The 15659-nt window shown below is 40.0% G+C and carries 16 protein-coding genes and 1 tRNA gene; 1 reads left to right on the forward strand and 16 read right to left on the reverse strand.

From position 1 onward, the window contains the following. Nucleotides 1-12: 12 nt before the first annotated feature. The gene (locus MKX49_RS17220; protein ID WP_340877144.1) at nucleotides 13-768 is read right to left on the reverse strand and encodes a DUF2087 domain-containing protein; all 756 of its coding nucleotides are present in this window, start codon (nucleotides 766-768) and stop codon (nucleotides 13-15) included. A 271-nt stretch (nucleotides 769-1039) separates the two neighbouring features. Here MKX49_RS17220 and MKX49_RS17225 point away from each other — a divergent pair, with 271 nt between their 5' ends. Then, complete coding sequence (locus tag MKX49_RS17225; protein ID WP_048688858.1) at nucleotides 1040-1291, forward strand: hypothetical protein; 252 nt, start codon at nucleotides 1040-1042, stop codon at nucleotides 1289-1291. A 273-nt stretch (nucleotides 1292-1564) separates the two neighbouring features. On the opposite strand, the gene MKX49_RS17230 is transcribed toward MKX49_RS17225, so the two are convergent. The 15 genes from MKX49_RS17230 to sdhA all read right to left on the reverse strand — a co-directional run bounded on the left by MKX49_RS17230 (nucleotide 1565) and on the right by sdhA (nucleotide 15640). Continuing rightward, nucleotides 1565-2913 (reverse strand): IS3 family transposase gene (locus tag MKX49_RS17230; RefSeq protein ID WP_340876385.1). Its coding sequence is split into 2 segments (ribosomal slippage): nucleotides 1565-2454 and nucleotides 2454-2913, totalling 1350 coding nucleotides; the frame shifts between segments, so codons are not numbered across the junction. 375 nt (nucleotides 2914-3288) lie between these two features. Beyond that, nucleotides 3289-3489, reverse strand: a complete 201-nt coding sequence (locus MKX49_RS17235; protein WP_072273342.1) for a hypothetical protein — start codon at nucleotides 3487-3489, stop codon at nucleotides 3289-3291. A gap of 177 nt (nucleotides 3490-3666) precedes the next feature. Beyond that, nucleotides 3667-3740: transfer RNA gene (locus MKX49_RS17240), tRNA-Arg, on the reverse strand. 173 nt (nucleotides 3741-3913) lie between these two features. Beyond that, entirely contained in the window at nucleotides 3914-4426 is a 513-nt protein-coding gene (locus MKX49_RS17245; protein WP_340877146.1) for a metallophosphoesterase, read from the reverse strand. Nucleotides 4427-4428: 2 nt separating this feature from the next. Beyond that, on the reverse strand, nucleotides 4429-5040 hold the full coding sequence (locus MKX49_RS17250) for an XTP/dITP diphosphatase (protein WP_340877147.1): 612 nt from the start codon (nucleotides 5038-5040) through the stop codon (nucleotides 4429-4431). Nucleotides 5041-5255: 215 nt separating this feature from the next. Continuing rightward, nucleotides 5256-6377 carry a Ger(x)C family spore germination protein gene (locus MKX49_RS17255; protein WP_340877148.1) on the reverse strand — a complete coding sequence of 374 codons (1122 nt, stop codon included), beginning with the start codon at nucleotides 6375-6377 and terminating at the stop codon, nucleotides 5256-5258. Then, entirely contained in the window at nucleotides 6374-7849 is a 1476-nt protein-coding gene (locus tag MKX49_RS17260) for a spore germination protein (protein ID WP_340877149.1), read from the reverse strand. Before MKX49_RS17260 ends, MKX49_RS17255 begins: the two co-directional genes overlap by 4 nt. Then, complete coding sequence (locus MKX49_RS17265) at nucleotides 7846-8928, reverse strand: GerAB/ArcD/ProY family transporter (protein WP_048689037.1); 1083 nt, start codon at nucleotides 8926-8928, stop codon at nucleotides 7846-7848. The genes MKX49_RS17260 and MKX49_RS17265 overlap by 4 nt, the downstream gene beginning before the upstream one ends. A gap of 199 nt (nucleotides 8929-9127) precedes the next feature. Then, nucleotides 9128-10207, reverse strand: coding sequence for a GerMN domain-containing protein (locus MKX49_RS17270; protein ID WP_063594348.1), 1080 nt, complete (start codon nucleotides 10205-10207; stop codon nucleotides 9128-9130). A gap of 335 nt (nucleotides 10208-10542) precedes the next feature. After that, nucleotides 10543-11346, reverse strand: coding sequence for a glutamate racemase (gene racE, locus MKX49_RS17275; RefSeq protein ID WP_048689031.1), 804 nt, complete (start codon nucleotides 11344-11346; stop codon nucleotides 10543-10545). Between the two features lie 10 nt (nucleotides 11347-11356). Beyond that, nucleotides 11357-11800 (reverse strand): MarR family winged helix-turn-helix transcriptional regulator, encoded by a 444-nt coding sequence (locus MKX49_RS17280; protein ID WP_034308979.1) that lies wholly within the window; start codon nucleotides 11798-11800, stop codon nucleotides 11357-11359. A 221-nt stretch (nucleotides 11801-12021) separates the two neighbouring features. Next, nucleotides 12022-12246: a helix-turn-helix domain-containing protein gene (locus MKX49_RS17285; protein ID WP_028392149.1), complete on the reverse strand. Its 225-nt coding sequence runs from the start codon at nucleotides 12244-12246 to the stop codon at nucleotides 12022-12024. Between the two features lie 122 nt (nucleotides 12247-12368). Continuing rightward, on the reverse strand, nucleotides 12369-12833 hold the full coding sequence (locus tag MKX49_RS17290; protein ID WP_057276667.1) for an acyl-CoA thioesterase: 465 nt from the start codon (nucleotides 12831-12833) through the stop codon (nucleotides 12369-12371). Nucleotides 12834-13097: 264 nt separating this feature from the next. Further along, complete coding sequence (gene sdhB / locus MKX49_RS17295) at nucleotides 13098-13871, reverse strand: succinate dehydrogenase iron-sulfur subunit (protein ID WP_048689018.1); 774 nt, start codon at nucleotides 13869-13871, stop codon at nucleotides 13098-13100. Nucleotides 13872-13888: 17 nt separating this feature from the next. Further along, a complete protein-coding gene (gene sdhA, locus MKX49_RS17300) occupies nucleotides 13889-15640 on the reverse strand; it encodes a succinate dehydrogenase flavoprotein subunit (RefSeq protein WP_048689080.1) in 1752 nt (583 codons plus the stop codon). Nucleotides 15641-15659: the final 19 nt, after the last annotated feature.

The raw sequence follows: 15659 nt of genomic DNA on the forward strand, positions 1-15659 counted from the left end.
TGCCCCCAGTCATCATTTCTTCAGCCAATATTGGCTCCCATCAGGCTTTCTATCCAAGAATCCATATTCTATTAAGTATCTTCTCAAAAGAACATGATCATGATAAACGGCACCCAATATTTGATTGATTTCTTTTTCTTCGTATTTCCGCTCATTTTCAAAACGGTTCATAATTTCTCGGAGAATGATCAGCCTTTGTTTTTCCTTTGGCGGAAAAGACTTTAATGCATCCTGACTGCCTTTAGGGAAGTATTTTTTAAGTACAGTCACCTTTTCATCCTCAGTAACGTTATAACGATCATCGACCATCCTTGCTTTTTGATGAAGCGGGATAAATGCCGGCGCGTGTTCATCTTTATCTTTCAAAAGTTCCATCAGGGCTAAAAACAACTTAGCCTGACGCTCTTTCTCTTTCAACACAAAACGATGGTTCCGAATGGTGGAAGGACTGCCAATTCCCATTTCCTCCTGAACCTCAGCATCATTCTTCCCTTGGTAAAAAAGGCGAAGAAGACGGTTTTGATGGTCCGTGAGACCTGTAAGTTTTTTATCGAGATCAATCAAATATTCAAAAACCGAGCTGTGTGCATGTTCAATATGAATGCGCATATACCTCTTCGCTTCATAAAGAACTCCATCTTTCGGGTATACTATCCCCTTTTCAACTGCATTTCCACACAGCAAACAAACATATTGATTCTCAACTTCGATGTACCCTTGTTTAAGCTCATCCTGAGATGCGCTCCAAAACATTTCCGCGTCCTTCATTAAACAAACACTTCCCTATAAAGTTTATAATATAATAAACATAATATTGATTTGTTTGTATCATGTCAATGTTTTTTCTGTTTTTTTATTACTCCAGCAAATTATGGCCATCTTAGTCAGAGGGCTTCATAACATAAAGCTGACAAGGGATTCCACCTTCCATTTTACGGTTCCCATGGCACTAAGCCGATATGGTATCCTGAATAATAAGCCGAATTTCCCCAATAATATGCTTTATAAACGTGAATAAGCTTTAGAGGAGGATATCTTATTGAAAGAGGAAAACGAGGCGATTCCACCGATCCATAACACCGATTTACACAAGGCATTACAACATGTATCCGAACAATTCAAGGTCTCACTGCCAGAATTACGCGATACGATTGAATCACTTATACAAAAACAATCGATGCAGCTGAGTGAAGCGGATGAAAAAAGTTCACCCATCGAAGAATTGAATACGGCAATAATCAAAAACCGTGAAATCATTAAAAAAAATCTCCAAACCTTAAATAGAATTTGATAACGAAAAAAAGACATCCAAGTATGGATGCCTCAGCTGTAGACAAAATTCGATGTAAGTCGATTTTACCTACAGTTTTTTAGCTTGTACAAATTGAACGTTGCCCCAGGCACTCGCTTTCCGCGGGCAGTCCGCCCTCGGCGCACTTGCGCCTGTGGGGTCTCCCTTGGACTCGCTATTCCCGCAGGAGTCTCGCACACCCGCCCAATCAACTATGTTTAAAAATTCAGATAGAACTCTTTTGATCTGACCCAATAAAGTTAGACATATAATTTAAGCAGCTTCTAAGACCTGAGTTCGGTATTCTATCGGACTCAGGTCTTTTAATTTTACCTTCATTCGTTTGTGGTTATAGTAATGAATATAATCATCTAATTCCTTTTCAAAGTGCTCCATACTTTCAAACTCTTGGAGATAAAGCAATTCAGACTTTAACAAGCCAAAAAAGTTTTCCATGACTGCGTTATCTAAACAATTTCCCTTACGGGACATGCTTTGTATAATGCGGGAATCTTTTAAGGTTTTTTGATACTTCTTCATTTGATAATGCCACCCTTGATCCGAATGGAGGATGACCGTATCTTCTGGTTTTAGGTGTTTAATCGCCTCATCTAACATATCTCCAACAAGTTTATAAACAGGCCGTTTCATCACTTTGTAGGCAATAATTTCACCATTACATAAATCAAGGATAGGGGATAAGTAACGTTTCTCCCCAAATAAATGAAATTCCGTTACGTCTGTTACCCATTTTTGATTCATTTTCTCGGCTTGAAAATCACGTTGTAAAATATGGGGGGCAATTCGACCAACACGCCCCTTATATGAACGATACTTTTTCATACGGACTAAACATTTTACGCCCATTTCATTCATGAGGCGGTTGATGGTCTTTGGATTGTGAGAAAACCCATATTTTTTTAACTCTTTTGTGATACGACGATAACCGTAACGTCCTTTATGTTCATGATAGATAGACTGAATAGTGGCTTTTACCTTCGAATACTTATCTTCTCGATTCAAGCGTTTTTCCCAATAATAGTACGTGCTACGTGGAATATCAGCGACTTTAATTAAGGCCACAACCTCATAAATGGACTTTAGTTCATAAATTACTTGCGCTTTGATTTTGGTTGTAATTTTTCCTGCATTTGAACTAAAGTATTTAACTTTTTTAAATACGCATTCTCCATTTCCAGTTGTTTAATTCGTTCTTCAAGCTCTTTAACCGAACCTTCAATTTGTTTGGATGGATTGATATCTTTTTTCATGGATGGTCTCCCCTTTTTCTTAGAAATTAGGGCATCTAATCCATAGGCATTAACATTTATTCTCCACGTCCGAATTAGCGCTGGAGATGAAATATTAAACCTTGCGGCTGCGTCGTAAGAAGATATACCCGTTTCATTCATATAATTAAGTACATCCATTTTAAACTCCGTAGAATAACTTGTATAGGATTTCTTAAATCCATCGGCTCCTTGAATTTGGTATAAACGAACCCATCCTTGAATCATTTGATAAGAAACTTCAAATATTTTCTGAAGATCCATATAGCTGTGCTTTCCTTCAAGGTAAAGTCGTACAATGAATATTTTCTGTTCGGCAGAAAAATTAGCCATAAAAAACACCCCGTAAATGTTAGTTTGGTGTCTAACATTTACGGGGCAGTTCATTTTTGCCTACAGTTTTTATTTGAGAAAGCGGGAGTTGATTTCAGATATCCGCTCCTGTCTGCCAAGTCGCATCAAAGCAAGCATTTTTGGTGTTTCGGCTGCCAGTTTCGGCAGGAGCGCTGCAAATTTTCTTCAATCCAGTGAGGATTACAGTCAAAACCATGAAGACCGGAGCAGTTTATCGACCTAAACCACACAATATTCGACCGTTCATGCATTTTTTCAACCTTCACCTCACTGTTCAGACTACGATTCCCATTTTGTCGCAAAGGATGTGTTATGAAATTCCTTTTAAAAATCCTTCGCAGAGCTCATTAAGTATTAGCTAGGCACAAACTTAAGTATTCCTTCCAGATAAACACCTTTTTCTTTTCGTTTACATTCCCTCAACTTGATTCTTCCTTCTTTTTCTAACTCTTTGGCTAATTGGACCACTTTTGTTCCATCTTCGGTTATTTCGACTGAGAAGAAATTGCCCCGAGTGGAAGTTTGAATGAACTTGAATAATCTATCTTTATTCATTTAAACATCTCCTTATTTATTACAAGTTCGACATAAATGGTCATCCACCTGCGATAAATATGAAATAAAAAATTTCATGGTTAAAAGGATTCAAATCGAAATGACCCTCGTTAGCTTAAACGACCCAAAAAAGTAAAAAAGCCAAAACCTTTAGAAGGTTTTGGCTTTTTAAGTTAGTGTCCCAGGAGAGATTCGAACTCCCGACCGACGCCTTAGAAGGGCGTTGCTCTATCCAGCTGAGCTACTGAGACGTTTATGATATAAGTTGCGGTAAAACTTATGTATTACCTTAACTGTTCCCTTAGGACACTTCTTATTATAGTAGGATATCAAAAGGAAGTCAACGGTTTTTCAAAAAAAGTTTTTTCTTTTTTTAAAGAACCAGGAAGCGGGGAAAAACGCTTCCTGTTCATTATACATGAAGTCATTCCATTTGATAAGCATTTCTTAGATCCTCAACGATTTTTCCTTCAAGGTCATAATAGATGATTTCAAATTGGTCATTTCCAATCTCCAAAATGGCATAGGTTTTCTCTTTTCGTCCCCGCGGCTGCCGTATGCTTCCCGGGTTGATGAAGAGCTTGCCGTCAATCCACTCTGAGCCTGCAGCATGGGAGTGACCAAAGCAAATAATATCCGCCCCTGTCTCTTCACTTTTATAAGATAGGTTCATCAAGGTCATATTTATGTTATAGAGGTGTCCATGCGTTACGAAGAAACGCTTGCCTGAGATATTCTCCACAATATCATCCGGATATGCCGAATCATAGTCGCAATTCCCTCCAACGGCCAAAAACTCCGACATGTGAGGGTCATTTCTCTCCAACTCTGAATCACCGCAATGGATCATGGCGGCGACCTCTTGTTTATGACGGTCGGCAATCATGCTGATTTCATGAGTTAAGCCATGACTGTCACTCATTATTAGCACTTTCATCGTCACATTCCTTCTTCCCTTTTTAGAAATAGATCAAGTTTTTCATCTAGGGCCCTCAATGCGTTGGCACGGTGGCTGATTTGGTTTTTTTCCTCTTTTGTCAATTCAGCGTTTGTTTTGCCCTGTTCCTCTACAAAAAAGATGGGATCATAACCAAATCCATTCGTTCCTGAAGGCTGTTCCGTGATAAAGCCTTCCATCGTTCCCGATACCGTAATCGTTTCCTGGTTGGGCGACGCTAGTGCCAAGGCGCAATAAAATCTCGCCGTCCTAGCCTCTTTCGGCACGCCTTCCAGTTCGCGGAGGACTTTTTCCGTGTTTGCTTCATCACTCTTGGCCTCTCCAGCATAGCGGGCAGAATATACGCCCGGACGGCCCTCCAATGCATCTACAATCAATCCGGAATCATCAGCAATGACAAAGTGGCCTAGCTGATGGGCAATGGCCTCTGCCTTCAGGATCGCATTTTCTTCAAAGGTCGTGCCTGTTTCCTCCACATCCGGGGCATCCGGTACATCGAGAAGTGTTTTGACTTCATAACCTTTAGCAGAAAATAAGCTTTCGAACTCCTTGGCTTTCCCTTTATTTTTCGTTGCAATGATTACTGTCTTCATTTTTCATTTCACCCTTTTTCATTTTATCGGCACGGGAGTTCTTTTGGGGCTGAGAAAGAATTTGCTGTCATCCGTCATATGTAAAAGCCGCTTCTTCTCCAGTGCCAACGGACGGATTCAACTCTGCCTATCATGTTCAACAACAGCCGCTGAATTTTCCAGATAAGTTAAGTCTAACACAACTCCCTCATCTGCAATAACCTGAAACTTATAAACTAACGTTTGTAATTTTCACTATGTTCAATATGGATATTAACTTTTATGTTATTTATTGAAGTCTTATCAAAGGAATTAATAATTTTATTATCCCACTTATTGACATGGTATCTGTATGCCTTTTCACTTATGTTAAAAAGGTCTGTATTGATTTTATCCCCCGTCTCCAATGTCCTCAAAATATCTTGCTTGATTTTTATTTCTACCTTTTTTTCGATTTTTTCCATATCCAAGTTGTCTATATTTTGTTTCAATATCCCATTTGCTTTAACTTCTAAATCATATAAGGGTTTCTTCTGTTGTTCCAATACTTTGATGTTTGTTTTGGGGTCCATGATTTCAACACTTACCTTTTGTTTATTCAGGGAAAAAAACATGACAGTCGCCTTATTTCCAACCCATTTCATACCAGTCAAATCTTGTTTACTTACGAACCCTTTATACTGTTGTTTTGATAAAACATAACCGCCATTCAACGTTGGTATCTTTTTTTCTTTACCCCTGTCTGTGTAATGACGCTCATTTATTACCATAGAGGGAATTAAAATGGAACCAACCGGTTGATAAAATTTCGAAACCAGTTCACTGAATTTTAACGGGGAAATGAAATAGTTTTCATTAATAACGGTCTCTGGCCTTTGAATGATCGTGAATAAGTTAGGAAGATTAAAGAAACTATCACCGTTAAACACCTTTTTAATATCCTCGTTTGTAACAAACAGCCATGAATTGTATCGCAATAAGGGCTCTTTCCCTACATATTCAATGAAATCCTTCATTTTCTTATTGATTACATCCTCACTTAAAATGAAGGAGTTAACATGCCCGATATAAAGTGGCAATGCTGCATTTTGTTCTAATTCAGTAAATGCTTCTTCGATACTTTCCCCTTTACCTTTCCCAATGACAACACCAGTTTTTTCTTGTAATGCTGTGGCCCCCTCTTGTTTTGCTATATCCGCAAAATTCAATGCTTGAAAGTATAAGATGAATTCACCCTCTTTATAATCGATCCCTAGAGCGGATCCATATGTTTGAGCTTGAATTTCCTTCATTCCCCAGCAGCCTGTCGTCAATAAAAGTTGACAGCCAATTACCATGACTGCAATTAGCTTTCTCATTTGTCCGACCCCTTTTGCGATTCATTATCACTGGATTGTAGAGCTTGATTCCGCTGCCTTAACATCCCATACGGAAGCTTGAATAAGACTTTTAAAATGTCCGATTTATTTGGTTTGGAAAATGGATTCACAAAAGGCTGTCCGAAACTTTCCAAGGAAACTACAACAATCAAGATAAGAAATATTCCCATGAAGAATCCAAACAAGCCTAGAAATGCTGAACATGCAAATATGAATAACCTTATAAGAACAATATTCCCAGCGATATTCTGATTGATTAGGGTATAGCTTGAGAGAACTGTAACAGCTATTACTACGAGCATGGAGGGTGAAGTCAGCCCTGCCCGAATCGCTGCATCACCTATAATCAATCCACCCAATACAGAAACCGTCGGACCAACAGCTTTTGGCAGGCGAAGACCGGCTTCCTTAAATAGTTCAAATAATATGATCATTACGAATGCCTCCAAAGAAGCAGGTATGGGTAATCCCTGTCTCGTGATTGAAATCGTCGCAAGAAGCGAAAAGGGAATTTGATCGAATTGATAGGTAACCAACGCTATAAAAAATCCCGGTAACGTAACCGTTACAAATAATGAGACTACACGAATGATGCGCATAAAACTAATGTAAAAAAAGCTTGCATGTGCGTCATCGGCAGCATAAAGTAACTGATTAATACTCGTTGGTCCGATCAAGCTTGTGGGATTCCCGTCTACCAGGATGGCAAAGCGCCCTTGATTCAAGGATTCAACAACATAATCCGGTCGACCGATATACTCCATTAAGGGGAAAATGGAAAATTGAGTATCATATAAGAGTTCTTCAACTTGGTAACTGCTGACTATGATATCAGCCTTTAATGAATCCAATCGTTTTTTAACATCCAAAAGAATCGAGGGATTGATAATGTCATCAATATATAGCAGCAATATTTTAGTTTTACTTCGTTTCCCGATTGTATATTCTATACATTTAAGTGATGCCGTTTTTAACCTCTGGCGAATTAAAGACATGTTATCCGCTATATTCTCAACGAATCCATCCCTAGGTCCCCGAATGGAAGATTCTATATTGGATTCTTCCGGACTGCGCTTAGGGGAATTAGCTAATGGGGTATAGTAAATTTCGTTGGAAGATTCATTAATAATGATCAGGTCTCCTGAAAAAAGAATGCTTTCTACTCCGTCTTTTAAATCGGAGCCCTTTTTAAGCGTACTGATCTCCATGATATTGCTTAATTGATCAATTGTTAATTCGCCATTTTCTTGAACCGCTTTAGATATTGTAGGCAGAATCACTTCATTGATGAATGGCATATCCACTAAGTTTGGCGCATATAAAAATCCCAACAAATAACGACCTTCATTATCAAAAGTTTTTGTTCTTAAAACAACATCGGAAGAATGTTCGAACCATTTTCGGATTTGGTCAATACAAGAAGGAGTACCATTCAAATTTCCCTTCTTCATAATGTTTCACCTTTTCCTTTTCCCTTTTTAAAAATAATAAATAACAGTATAATTGCAGCACTAAAAAGAAACAGACTGCTTATTGGAAAGAAATATTTGTATATAAAATTAAAAAATGAAGTAGCATCCCAATGGATTAGCGTTCCAATAACAATTAACAAATATAGTGAAAGCAGGATCCACTTCTGATGTTTTGAATTCGAGATTAACTTATAGCCTATAAATAAACATAAACTTATTCGGATCATGGCACCTGAAAGCCATTGGAAAATGGAAAGGAAATCGAGTCGAGTAATATAATAGCCAAATCTTAGCAACTTCCACTGTTCGTAAGCCGGATTCCTCATTTTCACAGCTTCCACAGAACCAAATTCTGCCATCGCTCCCATGAGGGGGCCTAACGTCAGCATCATGAGGATAATACCAACCAGTAAAAGCCACTTGGCTTTTAGCTTGTTTTTCAAGTAAGGAGTTAAAAATAAAAAAACGATGATTTCTAAATATCCTGCACTCGTATACAGCATTCCATTTAGTGTATGGCGATACCCGCTTTCAAATATCGGGAACAATAATTCGTAATTCTTATTACTCGTGTTCCCCAGCCCCACAAATATCCCCAAAATAGTGACGACCGGAAGAAATAGGAGAGCCAAAGTACTTATGGTGCGTATTCCTTTATAACTTGCAAAAATACAAATAAAAGTGAATAGGCTGACGACTACGATGTTTGGTATGTCATGAGTATAATTAGCTTTTGCCCAAATCAATGTAAATTTAACGGTAATGAATGCGTTAATTATAAAGTACAAGCCAAATGCTATCGTGAAAATATATGTAACAAAAGGTGTAGACCATTTTTTCAGAAAAGAGATTATATCTTCTTTATCTAGTTTTTTATAAATATAAAAAATAAATAGTGTCCAAACGATACATGGAACAACACTTATTATGACACTTATCCATCCGTCGCGTTGAGATGCGGATAAGATATTGGGAAGGAGCAGGACATGTACCATGAACCCTGTATTCATGATGATTAAAACATAGATGTGTAAAGCCTGAATGACCTTTTGATCCATAATACCCCCCCATTAATTACATGTTTAAAAGTAATTTCCCCTTTTAAAAATTTATTTATGTAAAAACTTTCCCACAACACGGGAAATTGCTTCGGGGCTGTATAGCTTTCAACTCTCTAACAGCGTGGTCATTCAATGGCGGAGGCAAAAAAATAAGAGGCAGCTGCAAGCTGCCTCATTGTTTTATTTCTACATATATTTAAAAACTGCCTGTGTTGACTTTCTCTGGACGGACGACTGGTTCGGATAATTTCTTACCTTCTTCATTAAGAACATCTGCGCTGCCCTGCACTTGCACTTCAACGCTTTCAATTCCTTTCTGTTCCGTCAAGGAAAGGACCAAGGCATCAAGGACCTCCTGTGATACCTTTTTCTCTTTAAAGCTTCCAAGGATATTTTCGTTAAAATTCAGACTGACCTTACCTTCTGCCACTTTAGGCTCGTCAAGTAAAGCTACATCACTCATGAACCCTGTTTGCAGGTTAGAACCTGAAGGACTCTTCGTTAATTCCTGAATGACTGCTGTTACATTATCAGACACCGTTTCGCTGATCCTGCGCGTCACCGGAACATAATAAGTGTACTCCTCATCACCGCCTACATAATAAACGGTCAGTGCTTTGGTATTGGAAATGTCGACTACGTCACTCGTATCGATATTGATTCCTGACGACCTTGAGATATTTTCATCTATCGGTGTACCATTGACCGGCATTTCGGAAATATCTTCCCCATTGATTCTCATTTGGATTTTATCGACCGAGTCGAATTGTGTCAGGGTCCATGTGATGGCTTGAAGGATTTTAAGTTCATCCTCTTTCTGATAGTTTTTGAATTCCGGCGAAAAGTCCGCCACAGCCACCCCGTCTTTAATGTTCACGCTTATTTGGGTATCGGCAGGAATGACGGCCCTGAACCCATTCGGAAGTTTATCCGTAACTGGTCCGTTATTGACAAGATAATCAAGGGCTTGTTTAGCGACAGCTTCCGATTTAGGAAGTTCCAATGTCTGTGGAACCACATACCCGCTTTTATCAATTAAATATAACTCCGTCTTCACCGTTTTCGATTCCACAGCGCCTTCTTCTCCCTCAGTCGCTGGCTTTTCCTCACCATTCGTTTCTGTTTCTTTTAATGAAGATTCATCCTCGACTAATGAAACATCCTTCGGGGGATCAATTTCCTTTTTCTCTTCACCGCCAAATAATCCGCAGCCTGAAAGCCAAAAAGAAGATGCCAGAATGGTCACAGCCATTGTTACTTTTGATTTATTGGACATAAAATCACTCCTAGGACAGTTTGTACTCCTATTTATACGAGCCCTAGGGGAAAATAGACCAATTATTTTTCCCTCCGATAATGGAGCTGGGCAATTTGCCTGTACTGATGCATCTTTTTTAGCTTCATTAGGATTTGGGGAGACTTCCTCAATGGAACAATCGACTCCCATCCCCAAGTATAATCGGAATGATGGATAGGGTCATTTCATCCACCTGCGGGGAAAACGAGTGCCTCACGCTCCAATCAACGGCCAAATGTACAAGCAAAAAAAACTGCAGACAAACTCCATTTTCATCGAGTATGTCTACAGTCTGAAACTTCCTAATGGAAGTCTTATAAGTGATCGATTTTAATTGTTTCGATGGTATTGGCATGAATACCGAGCCAGCTCGATGCGATGGAACCAAACATATCTCTTGAACCGGTTGTATAAAAGCGATGAACTGGACGGAGCTTGCTTTTATTGATTAATTTATAGTAATCCAAAATGACACTTGCCTCCCGGGCCGTCTCTTCGCCAGAGGAAATGACTTGTACTTCATCCCCCATATAAGAAGAGATTACAGGCCCCAGCAGTGGATAATGGGTACAGCCAAGGATCAGTGTATCGATCTTCGTTTTCTTCAACGGATTCAAGGTTTGTGCCACGACCCGATTGACGATCCCCCCTTGAAACTCCCCGCTTTCTACGATCGGGACAAATTTCGGGCATGCTAAACTATCTACTTTCACATCGGAATTGATGGAAGCAAGTGCATCGTCATAAGCTTTGCTTTTTACCGTGCCTTCCGTACCGATAACTCCAATATGCAAGGAATCAGAAACTTTCAATGCCGCCCTTGCCCCTGGGTGTATGACACCCAACACAGGAATCGGGAGTATAGCCCTGATTTCATCCAATACAGCTGCAGTTGCTGTATTGCAAGCGATGATCAGCATTTTTATATCCTTCTTCATCAAAAATCTCGTCATTTGCCATGTGAAGGTTTGGACATCTTTTTTTGTCCTCGGCCCATATGGGCATCTTGCTGTATCACCTAAGTAAATTATATTTTCATTTGGAAGCTGACGCATGACTTCTTTAGCTACTGTCAAGCCGCCTACTCCTGAATCAATGATGCCTATCGGTTGTTTCAAAAAACTCGCCTCATTTTTCTTTCATTTCTTGATGTAGTTTTACTAGAATCCCTTTGAGGGACATGATGTCAGATTCGTTAAAATTGACTAACACGCCACTCAAGTACTGCCTCCGTTTATTAATCACTTCTTCGATTATCCGTTCGCCTTCTTCAAGAAGGTGAATTCGAACCACACGCCGATCCTTTTCATCCCTGACACGCTGGACAAGCTGATGTTTCTCCATGCGGTCAATCAGGTCCGTCGTTGTACTGAAAGCGAGAAACATCTTCGTGGACAATTCGCCAATCGTCATGTCCCCTGATTCAAAAAGCCATTGCAAAGCCACGAATTGAGGAATGGTAATTTTATAATCATGGAGAATTTCTCTTCCCCTTTGCTTAAGCCATGACGATACATAGCGCAATTCCTTCTCGATATCGGCTACATATGCCGCCTGCTTCTCTTCATCCATAAACACAGCTCCCCACTTCATGAAACTTATCATACTACCATTTTGGATGAAAGTGAAATGATTTTCAAGATTGATTGACTGGAATCATAATGAAACCCCGCCATAAAAATAAGCAGCATCCAAAGAAGTCAAAACAACCAAATTGTTTTGCCCTTCCTTATATGCTGCCAATGAACGGGAGAGAAATTATTTATAAGGCTTACGTATTAAGAGTTAACACATTAAAGCTTAAGTTCTCCCATACGAAGGAGTTCTATGACTGCCTGCGAACGTCCTTTAACTCCAAGCTTCTGCATCGCATTCGAAATATGGTTTCGAACTGTTTTTTCGCTAATAAACAATTCACCTGCGATTTCTTTTGTTGTTTTGTCTTGTACTAGTAACTCAAATACTTCTTTTTCTCTTTTGGTGAGTAATGGCTTATGAGTGAATTCGTTCTCCTTCAAGTAATGTTACCCTCCTTGCCTTCACCAGCATAAAACCCGGAGTGGGTGTCTATTTAGTCAAGATATAGTATGTCGGCTGGGGCAATGGAGTGACTCTTTTACTTGTCTAAATGGAAATATTTTTAGGAATGTTCCAGCACAGTATACAGCATAGAACGCTTCATGTCTTCCGTCCAAGGTACCGGCTTCCCAGTGGCCTTGGACACTTGTACAATCGTCCCCCTGCCCGTTAAACAAATGGAACCATCTTGTTTAGTCCCCATATAGTGTAGGTCCACTGAAGAATTCCCGATATGGTCAGCTTTCACATGGATTGTCAATTGATCATTGAAAAACATCTGCTTAAGGTAATCACACTGTAAATTGGCAACAACCGGCATCTCACCGCATTCAGCCGAGGTCCAATCCTTCATGAACCCCATACTGTTGAAATACTCAATCCGAGCTTCCTCAAAATAAGTAAAAGGAATCGTGTTATTCAAGTGCCCAAACATATCAGTTTCCGAAAAGCGGATCTTAATCTCATGTTTAAAAGAAAAATCATTGATCCACTCCGTAATATTATCGATATATGATATTTTGCCCAACTTGTGCACACCCTTTCTGAATTGAATGACTATTCACTCATTTTATAAGAAAACAACGATAATGAAAAGGATTTTCTATTGAAAGCAGGGTGAATTATCAAGCTCACTTCACAAATCCTTCACAGTTGGCCTGGTGCCGGATTTACACTTCAACCCCAGTTATCAATCGTTTATGATTCTCTCGATTCCCAACCAAGTCTGTGTATGTAAAACAATGAAAAAAAGAACCCATATCATAAGATACAGGTTCTTTCATGTTCATGATTAAACTTCATCACTGCCGAAGAAGTTACGGAATTGTTGGATCGTAGTATCACGGTTCAACGCAGCAATCGAAGTCGTTAATGGAATGCCTTTAGGGCAAGACTGCACGCAGTTTTGTGAGTTACCGCAGTTTGCAAGTCCTCCATCACCCATGATCGTATTTAAACGTTCAGCTTTGTTCATTGCACCAGTTGGATGTGCGTTGAATAAACGAACTTGTGATAATGGTTGTGGCCCCATGAAGTCTGAATTGCTGTTTACGTTCGGACAAGCTTCCAAACATACACCGCAAGTCATACATTTAGATAACTCGTAAGCCCATTGACGTTTCTTTTCTGGCATACGCGGTCCTGGTCCAAGGTTGTACGTTCCATCGATTGGAATCCATGCTTTTACCTTTTTCAATGAGTCGAACATACGGCTGCGATCGACTTGCAGGTCACGAACAACAGGGAATGTACGCATTGGTGCTAGACGAACCGGCTGCTCCAATTGATCGATAAGAGCTGTACATGATTGTCTTGGTTTACCATTGATAACCATTGAACAAGCACCACATACCTCTTCAAGACAGTTCATGTCCCATGCGATTGCTGTAGTGTGCTTGCCTTGTACCGTTACTGGATTACGACGAATTTCCATTAGGGCGGAAATTACGTTCATATTCGGACGGTACGCTAATTCGAATTCCTCATCATAAGGAGCTGAATCCGGTGTATCTTGACGAGTGATTATAAAACGGACTGTTTTAGTCTCAGATTTAGTTTCAACCATTTTTTTGCTCCCCCTCTTTAGTGTTTCGTAGTGTAGTCACGTTTACGCGGTGCGATCAGTGATACATCTATGTCTTCATAATGGAATTCAGGTGCTTGATCCAAGCCTTTGAATGTTGCCATAGTAGTTTTCATGAATTCCTCATCATTACGTTCTGGGAAATCAGGTTTGTAATGCGCTCCGCGGCTTTCGTCACGGTTTAATGCACCAATTGTGATTACACGAGCCAATTGCATCATGTTTTGCAGCTGTCTAGTGAATGCAGCTCCTTGGTTACTCCATTTAGCCGTGTCATTGATGTTAATTTTCTTGTAACGTTCCATCAGCTCAAGAATCTTGTTATCCGTTTCTTTCAGCTTGTCATTGTAACGAACTACAGTAACATGCTGTGTCATCCACTCACCAAGTTCTTTGTGAAGGACGTACGCATTTTCGTTACCATCAAGAGACATGACTTCATTCCATTTCTCTTGTTCTTGTTTTTCGTACCCTTCATACAATGAAGAAGGAATGGATTCTGAAGTTTTAGCAAGGCCTTCAATATATTTAACGGCGTTCGGTCCAGCGACTGAACCACCATAGATTGCGGAAAGAAGTGAGTTGGCACCAAGACGGTTACCGCCATGTTGTGAATAATCGCACTCACCTGCAGCGAATAAACCTTTGATGTTAGTCATTTGGTCATAATCAACCCAAAGTCCGCCCATAGAATAGTGAACGGCAGGGAAAATTTTCATTGGAACTTTACGAGGATCTTCACCCATGAATTTCTCGTAGATTTCAATGATTCCGCCAAGTTTAATATCAAGTAATTTAGGATCTTTATGTGATAGATCCAGGTAAACCATGTTTTCACCATTAATGCCAAGCTTCATGTTCATACATACGTCGAAGATTTCACGAGTCGCGATATCACGAGGTACTAGATTACCATAAGCAGGGTATTTTTCTTCAAGGAAATACCAAGGTTTCCCGTCTTTATATGTCCAGATACGTCCACCTTCACCACGAGCGGATTCACTCATTAGACGAAGTTTGTCATCGCCAGGGATTGCTGTCGGGTGAATTTGAATGAACTCACCATTAGCATAATTAACACCTTGCTGATAAACGATGGAAGCTGCTGAGCCTGTATTGATCATTGAGTTCGTTGATTTACCGAAAATGATTCCAGGGCCGCCGCTCGCCATGATGACTGCGTCTCCAGGGAATGATTTGATTTCCATTGAAGTCAGGTTTTGTGCTACGATACCGCGTGCTGTTTGCTCATCATCGATAACAGCTCCAAGGAATTCCCAGCCTTCATATTTCGTTACAAGGCCTTCAACTTCATAACGGCGAACCTGCTCGTCCAATGCGTAAAGTAATTGCTGACCAGTTGTTGCACCAGCGAATGCTGTACGGCTATGTTGAGTACCACCGAAACGACGGAAATCAAGAAGACCTTCCGGAGTACGGTTGAACATAACACCCATACGGTCAAACATATGAATGATCGATGGTGCTGCTTCGCACATCGCTTTAACCGGCGGTTGGTTAGCCAAGAAATCTCCGCCATAAACTGTATCGTCGAAGTGGATATATGGAGAATCCCCTTCACCTTTTGTATTTACTGCCCCGTTGATTCCGCCTTGGGCACAAACTGAGTGAGAGCGTTTAACAGGCACTAAAGAAAATAAATCAACCTGTTGTCCCAGCTCTGCTGCTTTGATCGTAGCCATTAATCCAGCTAGACCTCCACCAACGATAACTATTTTACCTTTACCCAATTCTGTCACTCCCTTATTT

This window comes from Peribacillus sp. FSL M8-0224 (assembly GCF_038003055.1).
Classification (GTDB): domain Bacteria; phylum Bacillota; class Bacilli; order Bacillales; family DSM-1321; genus Peribacillus; species Peribacillus frigoritolerans.